This is a genomic window from Streptomyces asoensis, from assembly GCF_016860545.1.
Taxonomy (GTDB): domain Bacteria; phylum Actinomycetota; class Actinomycetes; order Streptomycetales; family Streptomycetaceae; genus Streptomyces; species Streptomyces asoensis.
Genome location: NZ_BNEB01000003.1, coordinates 1,074,563 through 1,092,266, shown reverse-complemented (window position 1 = coordinate 1,092,266; position 17,704 = coordinate 1,074,563). Strand labels below are relative to the sequence as shown.

Genomic DNA, 17,704 nt, shown 5'->3' with positions numbered 1-17,704 from the left:
GCGAACGGGCCACGGCTGGTTGCCGTGGCCCGTTCGTCCGTTCACCACGTGTGGCCCCCACGGCCCACGGTGGCTGTTCGGTTGTGGTGGTGCGGCCGGGCGGCTGCTGCGCCCCCGGTGACGGTGGGTCAGCCGGTGAAGGCGCCGGTGCCCTGCGGGGTGCCGAGGCCGGTGGGGCCGTCGTAGCCCGACCTGGCGGTGCAGAGGTAGGCGGCGGTGCTGGAGCAGGTGCCGTTGCTGCCGGTGGTGACGTCGTTCAGGGCGGAGGGGTCCGCGTAGGGGTAGGAGGCCGGGTAGTCGCTGCTGCCCGGGGTGCCGGCGAGGGCGTAGACGGCGGCGATGATCGGCGCGGAGGCGCTGGTGCCGCCGAAGGTGTACCAGCCGGCGGTGACGCCGTAGGAGTCGTAGACGGAGACGCCGGTCGCGGGGTCGGCCACGGCCGAGACGTCGGAGACGGTGCGCTTGGCGCAGCCGGTGTCGGTCTGCCAGGTCGGCTTGGTGTCGTAGGCGGAGCAGCCCGAGCCGGTGCCCTCGGTGGAGCTGGTGTTCCAGACCTTCTCGGTCCAGCCGCGGGTCGTCGAGGAGGCGGACAGGGCGGTGCCGCCGACGGACGTCACGTACCTGGAGGCGGCCGGGTATTCGGCACCGTAGCCCTCGTCGCCCGCGCTGACGGTGATCGCGACGCCCGGGTGCTTGAAGTACGAGGTGTCGTACGAGGTGTCGGAGGCGGACTCGGAGCCGCCGTAGCTGTTGGAGACGAACTTCGCGCCCAGGGCGACGGCCTCGTTCACGGCCTTGCCGAGGTTGGCCATGGACGAGGAGGTGGCCTCGACGAGCAGGATCTTGCAGAGCGGGCAGACGGCGCTCGCCATGTCGAGGTCGAGGGACTCCTCCTCGGCCCAGCCGCTGTCGGCGGTGGGCAGGGAGGTGGTGGAGCCGCTCTGGCTCACCTTCTTGAAGCAGCCGCCTGCCACCGTGCAGGCGGGCAGGCCGTAGTACGAGCGGTACTTGGCGAGGTCGGCGGCGGCGTTGGGGTCGTCGTAGGCGTCGACGATGGCGAGGGTCTCGCCGGAGCCGCCGGCCGCGGCCGCGTCGGTCAGGCCGTAGGCGTCCTGGAGGTCGGAGGGGCCGTAGCCCGTGGGGCTCGCGGCGGCGGCCTTGGGGGTGACCCGGGCGGCCTTGCCGGTCTCGGCGGCGCGTTCCTTCTGGAAGGCCGTGGTGCCGCCGGTGACGCGGAAGGAGTGGCAGACGAGGTCGCCCTGGTGCTTGGGGGTGGCGCAGGGGGTGGCCGTCCAGGTGACCTTGGCCGGGGCGGCCGGGGCGGCCGGGGCGGCCGGGGCGGGGGTCGCGGGGGCCGCGCTCGCGTGGGCCGCGGTGCCGAGTCCGGCGAGCACGAGGGCGGCGGTGCCGAGGGCCGAGGCGGCCGTGCGGCGCCATCTGCCGGATATGGCGGGGGTGCTGGGGGAAGTCGTCGTACGCAACGGACAGCTCCTGAAGAAGGGTGACAGGGGCGGTGCGGGTGGGGGGGGTGATGCGTGCCACCGGTGCGTGGTCCCCGGTGGCGGGCGGCGGCCCGCCGACGACTGTTGTCTTGTTGAGTACGCGACAACAAGGGGTCCGGTGGAATCCTGACTTCCGCCTTACTCAAGGGGGTTGGGGGATTGCTGATCAATGGCGGGCGGATGGTGTCGCGATGGCCGGAACTTGACTCCGCTGCCGTCCCGGCGGCCTCCCGCGCCCCCGGTGTCGCGCCCGCCGGGCGGGTTGCGCGCCGGAGGTAAAGTCGGCTCGCCGCGTCCCGCGCCGGACCGGGTAACGCGGCCCGATGTCCTCTGCGAGTGCCGGCCGGGTGACGTCATGACCAGTACGCAGGAACGGACCGAGCCGACCGATAACGGCGCCGACGCGCCGGCGCCGGAGCTGGTCCAGGAGAGGGTCGAGCGGATACGCCGCCGGCTCGAGCGGCTCATCGGCATCGCCGCGACCGAGGGCAACACGCTCACGGCGCTGCGCAACGGGGACGAGATCTTCCCGGCGATGCTGGCGCGCATCCGGGCCGCCGAGCACACGGTGGACATGATGACGTTCGTCTACTGGCGCGGGGACATCGCCCGCGACTTCGCGCGGGCGCTGGCCGACCGGGCGAAGGCGGGCGTGCGGGTGCGGCTGCTGCTGGACGGGTTCGGCAGCCGGCTGATCGAGAAGGAGCTCCTCGCGGAGATGGAGCGGGCCGGTGTGCAGGTGGCCTGGTTCCGCAGACCCCTGACCCTCTCGCCGCTCAAGCAGAACCACCGCTGTCACCGCAAGGTGCTCGTCGTGGACGAGCAGACGGCCTTCACCGGCGGGGTCGGCATCGCCGAGGAGTGGTGCGGCGACGCCCGCAACGAGCGCGAGTGGCGTGACACCCACGTCGAGGTCCGCGGGCCCGCCGTGGACGGCATCGCCGCCGCCTTCGCGCAGAACTGGGCCGAGTGCCACGACGAGCTCTTCGACGACCGCGACCGGTTCGTCCCGCACCGTCCTGAGGGCGACTCGGTCGTGCAGGTGGTGCGCGGCTCGGCGAGTTTCGGCTGGCAGGACATGCAGACCCTGATCCGGGTGATGCTGGAGTCGGCCGAGGAGCGCTTCCGGCTGGCCACCGCCTACTTCTCGCCGGACGCCTATTTCATCGAGCTGCTGTGCGCCGCGGCCCGGCGGGGCGTGGAGGTGGAGATCCTGCTGCCCGGCCCGCACACCGACAAGCGGGTCTGCCAGCTCGCCGGTCAGCACTACTACGAGGACCTGACCTCCTGCGGCGTGAAGATCTACCAGTACCAGCCGACGATGATGCACGCCAAGGTCATCACGGTCGACGGGGTCGCCGCGCTGGTGGGCTCGACCAACTTCAACCGCCGCTCCCTCGACCACGACGAGGAGATCATGCTCGCCGTGCTCGACCAGGAGTTCACCGCCACCCTCGACGACCACTTCGACGACGACGTGCGGTCCGCCGAGCTGATCCGGGAGGGACGCTGGAAGCGGCGCTCGGTGCTCCAGCGGGCCCGCGAGGCCGCGGTCATCCCCATCCGCCGTTTCCTGTGACGCCGGCCCCCGCGGCCGGCTCCCCGGCCGGTTCCGCGGTGGGGTGTCCGGGGCGAAGCGTATTCCCCCGCAATGCGTGAACATGCGCCGGAGATTTGTGGGCGTGAAGGGGATTCCGTGGGGCACCTGAGTCAGCGGAGGTTGATAATCATGGTTCCCCTGCTTCTTGTTCTGCTTCTCGCGCTCATTCTTTTCGGTGCCGGTTTCGCGCTCAAGGCCCTGTGGTGGGTCGCCGTCATCGTGCTCGTGGTCTGGCTGGTGGGCTTCGTGGCGCGGCCCGCCGGGCACGGTGGCCGAAAGGGCCGCTGGTACCGCTGGTAGACCGGGCGGGTGAATATCCGGCCGAAAGGCCCCGCAGGTGATTTCCTGCGGGGCCTTCGGCATTTCCGGCCGCCGGCGGAGCGGTCATTCTGCGGTTCACGCCGTATCCGCACCGAGGACGCCGGAAGCGCGGGCCCCTTAACCCGGTCGGTGCCGCTGCGCAAGCGGGGGGGCGCACAAGACACGGGCGTACGCGGCCGGTCGGGGGGTATCCGGGCACGGTGGGAAGAGTGGACGGGTGCCGGGGCCGGAGTGCGGGTAGCGTCGTACGGGAAAGCACGCGTCTGACGTTTCTCTCACCTTCGTGGGACACAGTGAACCCGATGAAGCGAAACGCCCTGCTCGGTGCGGTCGTCCTGCTGGCCGTCACCTCCGCCTCCGAAGCGGCCGCCGACGGCGGGCCAGGACCCCTCGGGGTCACGGCCGTCGCCGCCGCGACGGCGCAGTCCGACCGGGTCGGCGCGCTCTTCAGCGCGGACGACGCCGAGGCCGGCAGGCTCACCGGCGAGCACTTCTGCACCGCCTCCGTGGTGCACAGCCCGCACGGCGACCTCATCGCCACCGCGGCGCACTGCCTCACCGGATCCGGCGAACTGGCGTTCGTGCCCGGCTACCGGGACGGCAAGGCCCCCCACGGGAGCTGGCGGGTCGGGCGGGTCTTCCTGCCCGACGGCTGGGCCAAGGGGCAGGACGAGGACAGCGACGTGGCGTTCGCCCTCGTCGACGAGCGGGACGGCAAGGGCGTCGAGGACGTCGTCGGCGCCAACCGCTTCGCGACGCGTACGACCACCGGGGCGACCGCCGTGACCGTCACCGGCTATCCCGACGCGCTCGAGGTGCCGATCCGCTGCACCAACCGGCCCACCGCGCACACCGCGACCCAGCAGCGCGTCGAGTGCCCCGACTTCACCGGGGGGACCAGCGGCAGCCCGTGGGTGAACGGGTACGGGGAGGTGGTCGGCGTCCTCGGCGGCCACGAACAGGGCGGCGCGACGGCCGACATCTCGTACAGCGTGGTCCTCGGGCCGGAGGCCGCCGAGCTGTACCGGGACGCCACCGCCGACCCCTAGGGGGACCAGGCACGCCACCGCCGTTCCGGCGCGCTGCTCCGACCGGATGTGATGCCCCGTTCGGCGCGTAACCCCCTTGCGTGCGGGGCGCGTCGGGACGAAGGGGCGCACCGGGCCGCCACACGCAGTTTCCCCTCGTTCGTGATCACCCCGCAGGGCGGACGTCGCCCCTACACTGTCCGGGGGCGGAATCCCGGGCGGCGAGGGGCGGTTGACGGTGCGTAAGGCATGGGTCGTGGCGACCACCGCCGTCGGTGCCGGCGCCGCTTTCATGATGGCGCTCGTCGTCGGCGTCTACCTCGTCGGCGGGAACGTCGCAGGCGGGGTCGGCGGAGCCGGCCGGGCACTGGCCAAGGGCGCCGTGCCCGCCGCGTACCAGACACTCGTGGCGAAATGGGGCAACCTGTGCCCCGCCATCAATCCCGCGCTGCTCGCGGCACAGCTCTACCAGGAGAGCGGATTCAACCCGAGGGCGCAGAGCCCCGCCGCCGCGCAGGGCATAGCGCAGTTCATCCCCGGCACCTGGGCCACGCACGGCATCGACGGCGACGGCGACGGCGACCGTGACGTCTGGGACCCGAATGACGCGATTCCGTCGGCCGCGTCGTACGACTGCCAGCTCGCCTCGTACGTGAAGGACGTCCCCGGGGACATCACCGAGAACATGCTCGCCTCGTACAACGCGGGGGCCTACGCGGTGATCAAGTACGGGGGCGTGCCGCCGTACAAGGAGACCCAGAACTACGTCCGGATCATCACGACGCTGGAGGAGTCCTTCGCCGCGCCCGTCAGCCGGGTCGATCCCTCCAAGCAGGCCGCGGGGGCCATCTACTTCGCGCAGAAGAAGCTCGGCACGCCCTACCTCTGGGGTGGCAACGGCACCGCTGACCAGGGCGGACGGTTCGACTGTTCCGGCCTGACCAAGGCCGCCTACGAAAGCGTCGGCATCACCCTGCCCCGAGTCGCCAACGACCAGTACAACGCGGGGCCGCACCCCAAGCGGAGCGAGCTGCTCCCGGGCGACCTGGTGTTCTTCTCCACCGACCTGAACAACTCGCGGGCCATCCACCACGTGGGGATGTACGTGGGGGGCGGGTACATGATCGACGCGCCCTACACGGGGGCCGTCATCCGGTTCGACCCCATCGACACGGCCGAGTACTTCGGGGCGACCCGCGTGACCGAAGATGGCGCGAAAGCGCTCCCCACGGCCGTGTGAGGACCGCGCGCACCTGGCCTCTGAGCTGCGGGGATCTGTCTCTCTTCGATAACGTCTGAGTGATCATTCAGTGGAGAGTGGAACGTATCAAGCGGGGCCGTGCGTTCCTGTTGGAGCGGGCGCATGTGAGGTGTGCCGGGCAGAACACGACGAAGGGGCCGCAGCACCATGGCTGGACTCGCCGAATCCGGGTCGAACCCCGACGTCGACCTGCTCTACGACATCAACGGGCTGGCCAAGGACGCCCCGCACTGGCTCGACCGGATCGTCGAGTTCGTGGGCGAGTACGGACTGCTGATCGCCATGGTGCTGCTCGTCGTGTGGTGCTGGTGGGGGGTCCGGCGGCGGCCCGGCGGCGCCGACGAGGCCGCGTCGTCCGTCGCCGCGCTGGTGTGGGCGCCGCTCGCCGCCGGGATCGCCGTCCTGGTGAACGTGCCCATACGGGGCTTCGTGGAGAGGCCCCGGCCCTTCCTCGACCACCGGGGTCTGGAGGTGCTCGTCTCCGGCAAGACGGACTACTCCTTCGTCAGCGACCACGCGACGCTCACGATGGCCATGGCCGTCGGGCTGTTCGTCGCCAACCGCGCCTTCGGGCTCGTCGGCCTGGGGATCGCGCTGCTCGAAGGGTTCTGCCGGATCTACATGGGCGTGCACTATCCGACGGACGTCGTCGGCGGGTTCGCGCTCGGGACCGCCGTGGCGCTGCTGCTGTCGCCCATCGCCTCCATGCTGCTCACCCCCGTGCTCAAGGCCGTCGACCGGTCGCCGCGGCTGGGCACCCTGGTGCGCGCCCGCTCCGCCCGGGCCGGGGAGCGGGACGGCATCGTGACCGGCACGCGCACCGCGATCGCCGCCGAGGAACGCGACCTCGCCGCCTAGCTCCGGCGGACGCGCCCCGAGGTCCGGCGGACGGGCCCGGGATCTCGCGGACGGGCCCGTCCTCGGAAGGACGTGAGGGCGCGTCAGAGGCTCTGGGGGTAGCTGAAGAAGCCGTTGGGGTCGTACTGCCGCTTCAGCTGGGTCAGGCGGGGGAGCGCGGCGCCGTAGTACGCCTTGCGCCAGTCGGCCAGCGTCGGGTCGGCGTAGTTCTGGTAAGCCGCGCCGGAGGCGTACGGGACCATCGCCTTGTGGGCGGTGTCCAGCCAGGTCCGGGCGGCCGTCCCCGCCGTGCCGGCCCGCCACGACGCGATGTACTGCGCCAGCATGCGGGAGCGGCGGTGGACGAACGCCGTGGCCGTCGGGGACACGCGGTTCACCGCGCCGCCCAGCGCCGTCAGCGCGATGCTGCCCGCGCCGCCCTGGACCGACCTCATCTGCTTCAGCAGGGTCTGGATGCCCGCCGCCGAGAGCGAGACGTCGAAGAAGTCCGAGTGGGCCGCGTAGGTCTCGCGGCCCAGCGCGCCCTGCGGGGAGCGGCCCGGCGTCGAGCCCGGCAGGTGGCACTGGGCGTCGGAGGTGAAGGAGGAGCAGCCGGCGTAGATCTCCATCGCCGCCTCGTACGTACGGCGGCGCAGGGAGACGTTGGTCGCCGGGGCGCCCACGCGGTCCGCGAGCCGGTCCACCGCGTTCTGGAGCTGGCCGTAGGTGCCGATGCAGAACGCGGCGACGGAGACCGTGGGGTTGCCGCCGGTGGCGTTCGCCAGGTGCAGGGAGGACCAGATCTCGTCGGGCTGGGACGGCCCCCACTCCTGCCAGGCCTTCAGGACCGCCGCCGCCTTGGACCAGGGCCAGGTGAGGTAGCCCGTCACCGCCTGGGGCGCCGGGTGGGTCCTGAACTCCAGCTCGGTGACGACGCCGAAGTTGCCGTTGCCCGCGCCGCGCAGGGCCCAGAACAGGTCCTTGTTCGTCGTCGCGTCGGCGGTGAGCTGCCTGCCGTCCGCGGTGACGACCGTGGCCCGGGTGAGGCTGTCGCAGGTCAGGCCGTAGGCGCGGGAGACGACGCCGTGGCCGCCGCCCAGCACCAGGCCGGAGACGCCGACCGTGGGACAGGAACCCGCCGGGATCGTCACGCCCTTCGCGGCGAGCGCCCGGTAGACGTCGATCAGCTTCGAGCCCGCGCCGACCACCGCCGTGGTGCCGCTCGCCCGCACCCGGTTCAGCCGGGAGACGTCGACGATCAGCCGGCCGTCGCCCGAGGACCAGCCGCCGTAGGAGTGGCCGCCGTTGCGGATCGCGGCCTTGATCCGGTGGGCGCGCGCGTACGCCAGCACCGTGCGGATGTCGTCGGTGTGCGCCACGTAGGCCACCGCCGCGGGCCTGAGGCTGTCGAAGCGGGTGTTGTAGAGCTGGCGGGCCGCGGCCCAGGAGGCCTCGCCGGGGCGGACGAGGGTGCCGTCCAGGTCGCGGGCGAGGGCGGCCCAGTTGGCGGGGGCGGCGACGCTCGTCGTGGTCAGGGAGGTCGTCGTGGAGTCCCCGGCGGCCGAGGCGGAGGCGCCGGCACCGCTGTTGTCCGCCTTGCACGCGGCCGCTGCCGCCGCGACCGCGGCCGTGCCGCCCGCGATGAACGTACGCCGTTCCATGTTCTTGCGCCTTCCCTCGAACGCCTGTCGGCTTCATGGAGCGAGACGAGGTCGTGGACCGGCGGGTTCCGGCGGGCGCCGGCGGTGACGCAACGGTGACGTGCGCCGGTCAGCCGCGGACGTGGTGCTCCGCGTCCGTCCTCGCCGTGCTTCTCGCCCTGCGGGCCGGGCCGCGCCAGCCGCAGGTGCAGCGGGCCAGGCAGAACCTGCCCTGTTCGACGGTCGTGGTGCTGTGTTCCCCGTCGGTGCGGGGACGGGCCGGGCCGTCCTGCTGTGTCACAAGGACAACGGTACCCAGGACGGGCAAGGAAACCCGGATGGCGGTCGCAGAACCACGGCTCGGCGTGACGGGGGCACTTACCCGTCGTTAACCGGAACGACAGGGGTCCCGTGACGGACGTACCGGTTGGGGGTGCACGGGTCATGGCGGAGCGGCGGCGCGGGCTGGTGGGTGCGGCGGTCCTTTCGGGGTTCGTCGCGGGGGTCTGCGCGGGCGCAGCCGGGTGTTCCGGTGGCGGCGCGGTGGCCGAGGACGGCAGGGCGGCCGACCCCGTCGAGACGCTGCACCGGGCCGCCGACACCCTCGTCGAGGCGGGCACGTCCAAGGCGCGTACCTCGATGGAGATGGCGACGGGCGGGACCCGGGTCACCATCCGCGGCCAGGGCGCGTACGACTACCGCAGGCAGCTCGGCGAGCTGAGGGTGCAGCTGCCGCAGGATCCGGCCGGTACCAGTGAGCACCGGCCCATCGCCGAACTCCTCGCGCCCGGGGCGCTGTTCATGAAGAACCGGGACGGGGTGCCCGACGACAAGTGGGTGCGGGTGGAGACGGCCACCCTGTCCGACGGGAACCTCGTGACGGGCGGGGCCACCGATCCGTTCGCCGCCGCCGAGGTGCTGCGGGGGACGCGTACGGCCACGTACGTGGGGAGGACCGAGGTGGCGGGGACGGCCGTGCGGCACTACCGCGGGACGGCCGATCTGGCGGTGGCCGCGCGGGACGCGTCGGCCGGCGGACGCAACGCGCTGCGCGCGGCGGCGAAAGGGTTCGCCACGGCCCGGGTGCCGTTCGACGTCTACCTCGACGACCAGGGGCGCATCCGCAAGGTCCGGCACCGGTTCAGCTTCGTGAACGGGCAGCGCAAGGAGCCGGTCGCGGTGGCCTCGACGACGCTGCTGTACGACTTCGGGGCGCCCGTCGACGTACGGCTGCCGGCCGCTCGGGACATCTACGCGGGGCGGATCGCGCAGGAGTGAGGCGTCCCGCCGGGCGGACGGGGCCGGGTGGGCCGGGACCGGGCGGGGCCGGGCGGGGCCGGGCGAGGCCGGGCGAGGCGGGGCCGGGCGGGGTGGGCGAGTGTTTTCGGCCACTGGTTGCGTACAAGGACTAGCCCGTCCGTGCCATGCGCTCGGTGTATAGCGCTCCCTACTCTAGGAAGCCGGTGACGGCAGGGACGAGGTGATGCGCGTGGCTCCGGGCGGCGGTACGGCAGTTCAGGACCACGTGGCCCTCGCCGAGATCGAACTGTGCGGCGAGCTGATCATCGCCGCGTCCGCGGCCGGGGAGGAACGGCTCAGCCTCGAGAGCATCGACCTGGTCCTGCGGGTGGGGGAGGAGACCGGGGCCGGCCCCGGTCCCGCGCCGGGCGCGCGCCGCGGATCAGGTGCGCAGTAGGCGGCCGATGGCCTTCGTCGCCTCTTCCACCTTGGCGTCGATCTCGTCGCCGCCCCTGAGGGCCGCGTCGGCGACGCAGTGGCGCAGGTGCTCCTCCAGGAGTTGCAGGGCGAAGGACTGGAGGGCCTTGGTGGAGGCGGACACCTGGGTGAGTATGTCGATGCAGTACGTGTCCTCGTCGACCATGCGCTGGAGGCCGCGGATCTGGCCCTCGATGCGGCGCAGACGCTTGAGGTGCTCGTCCTTCTGCTTGTGGTAGCCGTGCACCGTGCCGGGAGCGTGCTCCGGGCCGTGGGTGTGCTCGGCGCCGTGGGCGTGCTCCGGGCCGGTCGCGGGGTCCGTCGCGGGACCGGCCGGGGCGGCCGCGGGCCCGCCGGCCTCTGTGGTCGTCATCCTGTCCTCCAGTGCTCCGGCTCCGCACACATACCCCTACTGGGTATATCGTAGCGAACTTCCTTGGGTATACGGCCCGAGCAGGGGTTTCGCCGGTTTTCTCGCTGCCGGTCGCCCCCCTCCCGGTCGCTCGGTGCGATGGGCGACACTGGGGGACGGCCCATTAGCCGTGGCCGGATGATGCGCCTAGCATCAGCCTGACCGAAACCGATGCATCCTGAGGACCCCACGTGCGCTTTCGTCTGACCCCCAGGGAGACGAGCTTCTACGACATGTTCGCCGCATCCGCGGACAACATCGTCACGGGCTCGAAACTCCTGATGGAACTGCTCGGGGCGGACCCCGCCGGCCGGGCCGAGATCGCAGAGCGCATGCGGGCCGCGGAACACGCAGGTGACGACGCCACGCACGCGATCTTCCACCAGCTGAACTCCTCGTTCATCACGCCGTTCGACCGTGAGGACATCTACAACCTCGCGTCCTCCCTCGACGACATCATGGACTTCATGGAGGAGGCCGTCGACCTGGTCGTCCTCTACAACGTCGAGGAGCTGCCCAAGGGCGTCGAGCAGCAGATCGAGGTGCTGGCGCGGGCGGCGGAGCTGACCGCCGAGGCCATGCCGAACCTGCGGACCATGGCGAACCTCACCGAGTACTGGATCGAGGTCAACCGGCTCGAGAACCAGGCCGACCAGATCCACCGCAAGCTGCTCGCGCATCTCTTCAACGGCAAGTACGAGGCCATCGAGGTGCTCAAGCTGAAGCAGATCGTGGATGTGCTGGAGGAGGCCGCCGACGCCTTCGAGCACGTGGCCAACACGGTGGAGACCATCGCGGTCAAGGAGTCCTGAGCCCTTCATGGACACCTTCGCTCTGATCGTGACCATCGGCGTCGCGCTCGGATTCACGTACACGAACGGCTTCCACGACTCCGCGAACGCCATCGCCACCTCCGTCTCCACCCGGGCGCTGACGCCCCGGGCGGCGCTGGCCATGGCCGCGGTGATGAACCTCGCCGGTGCCTTCCTCGGCAGCGGGGTCGCGCACACCGTCAGCAAGGGGCTGATCGAGACGCCCGACGGCTCGAAGGGGATGGGCATCCTCTTCGCCGCGCTGATCGGCGCGATCGTCTGGAACCTCGTCACCTGGTACTTCGGGCTGCCCTCCTCGTCGTCGCACGCGCTGTTCGGCGGCATGGTGGGCGCCGCGCTCGCCGGTGGCACGGAGGTCATCTGGTCCGGCGTCCTCGACAAGGTCGTCATCCCGATGTTCCTCTCGCCGGTGGTGGGACTCATCGCCGGCTACCTGGTGATGACGGCCATCCTGTGGATGTTCCGGCGGGCCAACCCGCACAAGGCCAAGCGCGGTTTCCGGATCGCGCAGACCGTGTCGGCGGCGGGTATGGCGCTGGGGCACGGTCTCCAGGACGCGCAGAAGACGATGGGCATCGTGGTGATGGCCCTCGTCATCGGTGACGTGCAGGGGGCCGACGACCCGATCCCGGTCTGGGTGAAGATCGCCTGCGCGGTGATGCTCTCGCTGGGGACGTACGCGGGCGGGTGGCGGATCATGCGGACGCTCGGCCGCAAGATCATCGAGCTGGATCCGCCGCAGGGGTTCGCCGCGGAGACGACCGGGGCGTCGATCATGTTCACCACGGCGTTCCTGTTCAAGGCGCCGATCTCGACGACGCATGTGATCACTTCGGCGATCATGGGTGTCGGGGCGACGAAGCGGATCAATGCCGTGCGGTGGGGGGTCGCCAAGAACATTGTTCTGGGGTGGTTCATCACGATGCCTGCGGCGGGGGTTGTCGCGGCGTGTGCGTTCTGGTTGGTGAACCTGTTGTTCCTGTAGGTGGGGTGGGGCGGGGCTTGGCCGCCGTCTTGCCCACCCGCCCGCCCGACTCGGTGGGTGAGGTGCTCCCGACACGGGGCTCCGCCCCGGACCCCGCGGATGGGGGCTTCGCCCCCGTCTCGCCCACCCACCCGCCCGACGCGGTAGGTGGGGTGGCCCCGACACGGGGCTCCGCCCCGGACCCCGGGATGCGGGCGCTTCGCCCCCTGCGGCCGAAGCGTGTGCTTCGTCTCTCGGCACCCGAGGGTGTCCTGCTTCACCCGCTCCGGGCTCCCCGTGCGAGGTGAGAGCCCGGGTCGCCCTCACTCCCCGGCTGTCGCCCTCCCTGCCCAGGCTTGGGCCCGGCGGGCACGCCTGTGTCCTTCGTCCTCGCACTTGCGACGTCGGCTGCCGACCGGCGACTCCTGGCCCGGACCGGGTGGAGCTGCCCCCGGCCCACCGGACCCCACGGCCCCCCGGCCTACCGGACCCCATGGCCCACCGGCCCCCGGCCCGCCGGACCCCCAGGCCCGCCGGACCCCCGGGCCGAAAACGCGTGGGCCCGCCCCCGAGCCGGGGGCGGGCCCTTTGCGGCCTCGCGGTGGCACCGCCATGCAGCACCGCGAGGGGATCGGGGGCGGGCTCGGTCGGAGCGGCCCTCGGGGGTGGGGCTCAGCCGAAGCGGCCCGAGATGTAGTCCTCCGTGGCCTGGACCGACGGGTTGGAGAAGATGCGCTCCGTGTCGTCGATCTCGATGAGCTTGCCGGGCTGGCCGACGGCGGACAGGTTGAAGAAGGCCGTGCGGTCGGAGACACGCGCCGCCTGCTGCATGTTGTGCGTCACGATGACGATCGTGAAGCGTTCCTTGAGCTCGCCGATCAGGTCCTCGATCGCCAGGGTGGAGATGGGGTCCAGGGCCGAGCAGGGCTCGTCCATCAGCAGGACCTTCGGCTCGACCGCGATGGCGCGGGCGATGCACAGGCGCTGCTGCTGGCCGCCCGAGAGGCCAGAGCCGGGCTTGTTGAGGCGGTCCTTGACCTCGTTCCAGAGGTTCGCGCCCTGGAGGGACTTCTCGACGACGTCCGCCAGCTCGCTCTTCTTGTAGGAGCCGTTGAGCCGCAGGCCGGCCGCCACGTTGTCGAAGATCGACATGGTGGGGAACGGGTTGGGGCGCTGGAAGACCATGCCCACCTCGCGGCGGACCGAGACGGGGTCCACTCCCGCCGCGTACAGGTCCTCGTCGTCCAGGAGCACCTTGCCCTCGACGCGGCCGCCCGAGGTGACTTCGTGCATACGGTTCAGCGTGCGCAGGAACGTCGACTTGCCGCAGCCGGAGGGGCCGATGAAGGCCGTCACCGAGCGGGGTTCGACCGTCATCGAGATGTCGTCGATCGCCTTGTGGGATCCGTAGTAGGCGGTCAGTCCGCTTACGTCGATTCGCTTCGCCATTTTCTCTACTTCACTTCCAGTCGGTCGCTGAGGGTGTCCCGTGCGGCTCCGGGCCGCGGATCGCTGCTTCAGCGACCGGTCTTCGGGGCCTTCCAGCGGGCGATGCCGCGGGCCACCAGGTTCAGGATCATCACGAAGGCGATCAGCGTGAGCGACGCCGCCCAGGCACGGTCGTAGGCCGCCGTCGAACCCGCGCTCTGCGAGTACTGCTGGTAGATGTACAGCGGGAGCGAGGCCTGCGCGCCCTCGAAGGGGTTCGCGTTGATGAACGGGTTGCCGAAGACGAGGAGGAGGACCGGCGCCGTCTCGCCCGCGATACGGGCGATCGCCAGCATCACGCCCGTGATGATGCCTCCGATCGAGGTCGGGACTACCACCTTCAGGATCGTGCGCCACTTCGGGACGCCGAGAGCGAGCGACGCCTCGCGCAGCTCGTTCGGGACCAGCTTCAGCATTTCCTCTGTAGAGCGTACGACGACCGGCATCATCAGGATCGCCAGCGCGAGGGAGCCCGCGAAGCCGAAGGGCTGCATGTCGAACATCAGCATCAGGCTGAGGATGAACAGGCCCGCGACGATCGACGGGATGCCCGTCATGACGTCGACGAAGAAGGTGACCGACTTCGCCAGGGCGCCGCGGCCGTACTCCACCAGGTAGATCGCCGTCAGGATGCCGACCGGGGCGCCGATGGCGGTGGCCAGGCCGACCTGCTCCAGGCTGCCGAGGATGGCGTGGTAGATGCCGCCGCCCGGCTCGCTGTCGGCGACGACGCCCATGGAGTGGGTGAGGAAGTAGACGTCCAGGACCTTCACGCCGCGCGCGATGGTCGTCCAGAGGAGGGAGACCAGCGGGACGACGGCGAGGACGAACGCCACCCAGACCAGGCTGGTGGCCACCCGGTCCTTCGCCTGGCGGCGGCCCTCGACCTTGGCCGCGATGCCGTAGGTGCCGAAGACGAAGAGGAGGCCGGCGATCAGGCCCCACTGGACCTTGCTGTCCAGGCCGCCGGCGAGGCCGATGGCGACGGCGAGGACCAGCGAACCGCCCGCGATGGCCCAGGGGGACCACCTCGGCAGGCTCGCCGCGCGGAGCGTGCTCGGGGACTTGTCGGCTACTGCTGCTGCGTGGCTCATGCGTTGGCCCCCGAGTACTCCTTGCGGCGGGCGATGATCATGCGTGCCGCGCCGTTGACCAGCAGGGTGATGACGAACAGGACCAGACCGGAGGCGATGAGCGCGTCACGGCCGAACTCCGTCGCCTCGTTGAACTTGCTGGCGATGTTCTGGGCGAAGGTGCCGCCGCCGGGGTTGAGGAGGCTGGCGTGGATGTCGAAGTCGGGGGAGAGGACGGTGGCCACGGCCATCGTCTCGCCGAGCGCGCGGCCGAGGCCGAGCATCGAGGCGGAGATGACGCCGGAGCGGCCGAAGGGGAGCACCGACATGCGGATGACCTCCCAGCGGGTGGCGCCCAGCGCCAGGGCCGCCTCCTCGTGCATCTGCGGGACCTGGCGGAAGACCTCGCGGCTCACGTTGGTGATCACCGGGAGGATCATCACGGCCAGCAGGACGCCCACCGTGAGCATGGAGCGCGGGGCGCCCTTCTCCCAGGAGAAGACGCCGGTCCAGCCCAGGTAGTCGTTGAGCCAGCCGAACAGGCCGTCCATGTGCGGGACGAGCACCAGGGCGCCCCACAGGCCGTACACGATGGACGGGACGGCGGCGAGCAGGTCGATCACGTACGCGACCGGGCCGCTCAGGCGGCGGGGTGCGTAGTGGGTGATGAAGAGGGCGATCGCGACGGCGATCGGGACGGCGATGACCATCGCGATGACCGACGAGACCACCGTGCCGAAGGCCAGCACCGCGATGCCGAACTTCGGCGGGACGAGGCTGGTGTTCCACTCGAACGTGGTCAGGAAGTTCGCGTCGTCCTTGCTGATGGCGAGGCTCGCGCGGTAGGTGAGGAAGACCGCGATGGCGGCCATGATCACCAGCAGGAAGATGCCCGAGCCGCGGGACAGGCCGAGGAAGATCCGGTCACCGGGGCGGGTGGCTCCGCGTGCCGCGCGCTTCTGCTCCGCCGAGACGGGGGGCGGGGCCGCCGGGGCCGTGGGGGGAGGGGTGTCGTCCGTGTCTGTGTTCTGTGTCGATATGTCCATGGAGGTCTCCGGTCTGCGGAGCCGCCTGCGGTGTGGGGGCGGCTCGGGTGGGGCCGGTTTGCGGGCGGCCCCTGGCGGCGGTGCACCGGACGGGTGCGGTCCGGACCGGGTCGTCCCCGGCGCCGGACCGCACCACGGGGATCAGCTCAGGCCCTCGATGGTGGTGCGGACCTTGGCGATGATGGCGTCGGGGATCGGCGCGTAGTCGATGCCCGACAGGATGCCCTGACCGTCCTCGCTGGCGATGTAGCGCAGGAACGCCTTGGTGGCCGGCAGGGTGGCGGCCTTGTTGCCCTTGTCGCAGGCGATCTCGTAGGTGACCAGGGTGAGCGGGTAGGCGCCCTCGGCCTTGGTGTTGTAGTCCAGCTTCAGGGACAGGTCGCTGCCGGTGCCGACGACCTGCGCGGCGGCGACGGCCTTGGTGGCGCCGTCGGAGGACGGCTTGACCGGGGCCGAGGCGCCCGTGTTGACGGCGACGGTGCCGAGACCGTCCTTGGCGTACGACAGCTCCATGTAGCCGATGGCGCCGTTGGTCTGCTTGACGCCCTGCGCGACACCGGAGGAGCCGGCCGCGGCCTGGCCGCCCTTGGCCTGCCAGGCCTTGCCGCCGGAGTACTTCCAGTTGTCCGGGGTGGCGGCGATCAGGTACTTGGTGAAGTTGTCCGTGGTGCCGGACTCGTCCGAGCGGTGGTACGGCTGGATCTTCAGGTCGGGCAGCTTCGCGCCGGGGTTGAGCTTGGCGATCGCGGCGTCGTTCCAGTTGGTGATCTTGCCGTCGAAGATCTTGGCGATCGTCGCGGCGTCGAGCGTCAGGTTGTCCACGCCCGAGACGTTGAAGGCGACGGCGATCGGGCCGGCCACCATCGGCAGGTCGATGCCCTGGCCGCCGGTGCAGACCGACTTGGAGGCGGCGACGGCGTCGGGCTTCAGCGCGGAGTCCGAGCCGGCGAAGGCGACCTGGCCCTGCGTGAAGGCGGTGACGCCGGCGCCGGAGCCGGAGCCCTTGTAGTTCACCTGGACGCCCGAGCAGGCCTGCGTGAAGTTCTTGACCCACGCGTCGATCGCGTTCTTCTGCGCGGAGGAGCCGTCGGCGAGGAGCTGGCCCTTGGCGTCGTCACACTTGATGGAGCCGGCGGCGGCCGTCGCGGAGGAGCTGCTGCCGCTGCTGGAACCGGTGTCGTCGGAGCCGCACGCCGTGAGGGCCAGGGCGCCGGAGACGGCGAGAGCACCGAGGGAGAGAGCCCGCCGGTTCATGCGCTGAAGCTTCACTTGGGGAAGATCCTTCCAGGAGCCGCCGTCCTGAATTCCGGCGGCGTGCGGAGTGTGCAGAAGTCTGCTCGGCACGGACGCGACCCCCCGGGTCGCGCATCGCACCGCGTAAGGCCGAAATTAGGCAGATCAGGTGAAGGCGCCTACGGGCGCGAGTGAACGGGGGGTGAACCCCTGGGGACGGTGCGGTTAGGTCACGGAACGCTTACGTCGAGGACACGGAGCGATTCCGGCGGCCGCCGGGTCCGTCCGACCGTTATGCCAGGTGCAGGACGCGCAGCAGGGCGTCCACGAGGGTGCGGTCCCTCGGCTGGGTGAGCCGGTCGCGGGCGGCCGGCGGGGGGAGCCACAGGAGGCGGTCGACCTCGTCGTTCGGGGCGAACGACCCGGACACGGCCTCGGCGGCCCAGTAGCGGACCTGCTTGGGGCGCCCGCCTGCCTCGTAGTCGACGGTGGGCAGCCGGGCGCCGGGTACGGCCCGGTGACCGGTCTCCTCCTCGACCTCGCGCAGGGCGCCCGTCAGCGGATCCTCGCCACGTTTGAGCTTGCCCTTGGGATGCGACCAGTCGTCGTACTTGGGCCGGTGGACGAGACACAGCTCCAGCCCGTCGCCCGCCGGGGAGCGGCGCCACAGCACGCAGCCGGCCGCCAGGACCGGGGTGGTGTCGGCGGCGGGACCGGGGGCCGGGGCGGAGCCCGAGGCGCGGTCCGGGG

18 protein-coding genes are annotated in these 17,704 nt (G+C 71.3%); 9 read left to right on the top strand and 9 right to left on the bottom strand.

The annotated features are described in order from the left end of the window. Positions 1 to 128: 128 nt before the first annotated feature. A complete protein-coding gene (locus Saso_RS17590; protein ID WP_189921371.1) occupies positions 129 to 1,481 on the bottom strand; it encodes a S53 family peptidase in 1,353 nt (450 codons plus the stop codon). Positions 1,482 to 1,857: 376 nt separating this feature from the next. On the opposite strand from Saso_RS17590, the gene Saso_RS17585 reads away from it, so the two are divergent. The 5 genes from Saso_RS17585 (at position 1,858) to Saso_RS17565 (ending at position 6,570) form a co-directional block, all read left to right on the top strand. Continuing rightward, on the top strand, positions 1,858 to 3,081 hold the full coding sequence (locus Saso_RS17585) for a phospholipase D-like domain-containing protein (protein ID WP_189921369.1): 1,224 nt from the start codon (positions 1,858 to 1,860) through the stop codon (positions 3,079 to 3,081). A 150-nt stretch (positions 3,082 to 3,231) separates the two neighbouring features. Then, positions 3,232 to 3,402 carry a hydrophobic protein gene (locus Saso_RS17580; protein ID WP_189921367.1) on the top strand — a complete coding sequence of 57 codons (171 nt, stop codon included), beginning with the start codon at positions 3,232 to 3,234 and terminating at the stop codon, positions 3,400 to 3,402. 323 nt (positions 3,403 to 3,725) lie between these two features. Further along, the gene (locus Saso_RS17575) at positions 3,726 to 4,472 is read left to right on the top strand and encodes a trypsin-like serine peptidase (RefSeq protein ID WP_189921365.1); all 747 of its coding nucleotides are present in this window, start codon (positions 3,726 to 3,728) and stop codon (positions 4,470 to 4,472) included. Positions 4,473 to 4,683: 211 nt separating this feature from the next. After that, complete coding sequence (locus Saso_RS17570; protein ID WP_189921363.1) at positions 4,684 to 5,691, top strand: C40 family peptidase; 1,008 nt, start codon at positions 4,684 to 4,686, stop codon at positions 5,689 to 5,691. Positions 5,692 to 5,859: 168 nt separating this feature from the next. Beyond that, on the top strand, positions 5,860 to 6,570 hold the full coding sequence (locus tag Saso_RS17565; protein WP_189921361.1) for a phosphatase PAP2 family protein: 711 nt from the start codon (positions 5,860 to 5,862) through the stop codon (positions 6,568 to 6,570). A gap of 83 nt (positions 6,571 to 6,653) precedes the next feature. On the opposite strand, the gene Saso_RS17560 is transcribed toward Saso_RS17565, so the two are convergent. After that, positions 6,654 to 8,210, bottom strand: a complete 1,557-nt coding sequence (locus Saso_RS17560; RefSeq protein ID WP_189921359.1) for an FAD-binding oxidoreductase — start codon at positions 8,208 to 8,210, stop codon at positions 6,654 to 6,656. Between the two features lie 109 nt (positions 8,211 to 8,319). Next, entirely contained in the window at positions 8,320 to 8,490 is a 171-nt protein-coding gene (locus Saso_RS17555) for a hypothetical protein (RefSeq protein ID WP_189921357.1), read from the bottom strand. Between the two features lie 143 nt (positions 8,491 to 8,633). Between Saso_RS17555 and Saso_RS17550 the strand changes: the two genes are divergently transcribed. Together Saso_RS17550 and Saso_RS17545 are read left to right on the top strand one after the other, a co-directional pair. After that, the gene (locus Saso_RS17550) at positions 8,634 to 9,467 is read left to right on the top strand and encodes an SCO4651 family lipoprotein (protein ID WP_189921355.1); all 834 of its coding nucleotides are present in this window, start codon (positions 8,634 to 8,636) and stop codon (positions 9,465 to 9,467) included. 205 nt (positions 9,468 to 9,672) lie between these two features. Then, entirely contained in the window at positions 9,673 to 9,885 is a 213-nt protein-coding gene (locus Saso_RS17545; protein WP_189921353.1) for a hypothetical protein, read from the top strand. On the opposite strand, the gene Saso_RS17540 is transcribed toward Saso_RS17545, so the two are convergent. Then, positions 9,871 to 10,278 (bottom strand): metal-sensitive transcriptional regulator, encoded by a 408-nt coding sequence (locus Saso_RS17540; RefSeq protein WP_307822233.1) that lies wholly within the window; start codon positions 10,276 to 10,278, stop codon positions 9,871 to 9,873. The two genes, Saso_RS17545 and Saso_RS17540, sit on opposite strands and share 15 nt — an antisense overlap. Before the next feature lie 230 nt (positions 10,279 to 10,508). On the opposite strand from Saso_RS17540, the gene Saso_RS17535 reads away from it, so the two are divergent. Both Saso_RS17535 and Saso_RS17530 read left to right on the top strand, forming a co-directional pair. Beyond that, complete coding sequence (locus Saso_RS17535) at positions 10,509 to 11,129, top strand: DUF47 domain-containing protein (RefSeq protein WP_171398087.1); 621 nt, start codon at positions 10,509 to 10,511, stop codon at positions 11,127 to 11,129. A 7-nt stretch (positions 11,130 to 11,136) separates the two neighbouring features. Further along, complete coding sequence (locus Saso_RS17530; protein WP_189921352.1) at positions 11,137 to 12,135, top strand: inorganic phosphate transporter; 999 nt, start codon at positions 11,137 to 11,139, stop codon at positions 12,133 to 12,135. 651 nt (positions 12,136 to 12,786) lie between these two features. Here the strand turns inward: Saso_RS17530 and pstB are convergent. The 5 genes from pstB to Saso_RS17505 form a co-directional block, all read right to left on the bottom strand. Beyond that, positions 12,787 to 13,563 (bottom strand): phosphate ABC transporter ATP-binding protein PstB, encoded by a 777-nt coding sequence (gene pstB / locus Saso_RS17525; protein WP_189921350.1) that lies wholly within the window; start codon positions 13,561 to 13,563, stop codon positions 12,787 to 12,789. A gap of 68 nt (positions 13,564 to 13,631) precedes the next feature. Beyond that, positions 13,632 to 14,696: a phosphate ABC transporter permease PstA gene (pstA, locus tag Saso_RS17520; RefSeq protein WP_189921348.1), complete on the bottom strand. Its 1,065-nt coding sequence runs from the start codon at positions 14,694 to 14,696 to the stop codon at positions 13,632 to 13,634. Beyond that, positions 14,693 to 15,721 (bottom strand): phosphate ABC transporter permease subunit PstC, encoded by a 1,029-nt coding sequence (pstC, locus tag Saso_RS17515; RefSeq protein ID WP_189921346.1) that lies wholly within the window; start codon positions 15,719 to 15,721, stop codon positions 14,693 to 14,695. Before pstC ends, pstA begins: the two co-directional genes overlap by 4 nt. Before the next feature lie 141 nt (positions 15,722 to 15,862). Continuing rightward, positions 15,863 to 16,990, bottom strand: a complete 1,128-nt coding sequence (gene pstS / locus Saso_RS17510) for a phosphate ABC transporter substrate-binding protein PstS (protein ID WP_189921344.1) — start codon at positions 16,988 to 16,990, stop codon at positions 15,863 to 15,865. Between the two features lie 256 nt (positions 16,991 to 17,246). After that, the gene (locus tag Saso_RS17505; protein WP_189921473.1) at positions 17,247 to 17,642 is read right to left on the bottom strand and encodes an NUDIX hydrolase; all 396 of its coding nucleotides are present in this window, start codon (positions 17,640 to 17,642) and stop codon (positions 17,247 to 17,249) included. Between the last annotated feature and the right edge of the window lie 62 nt (positions 17,643 to 17,704).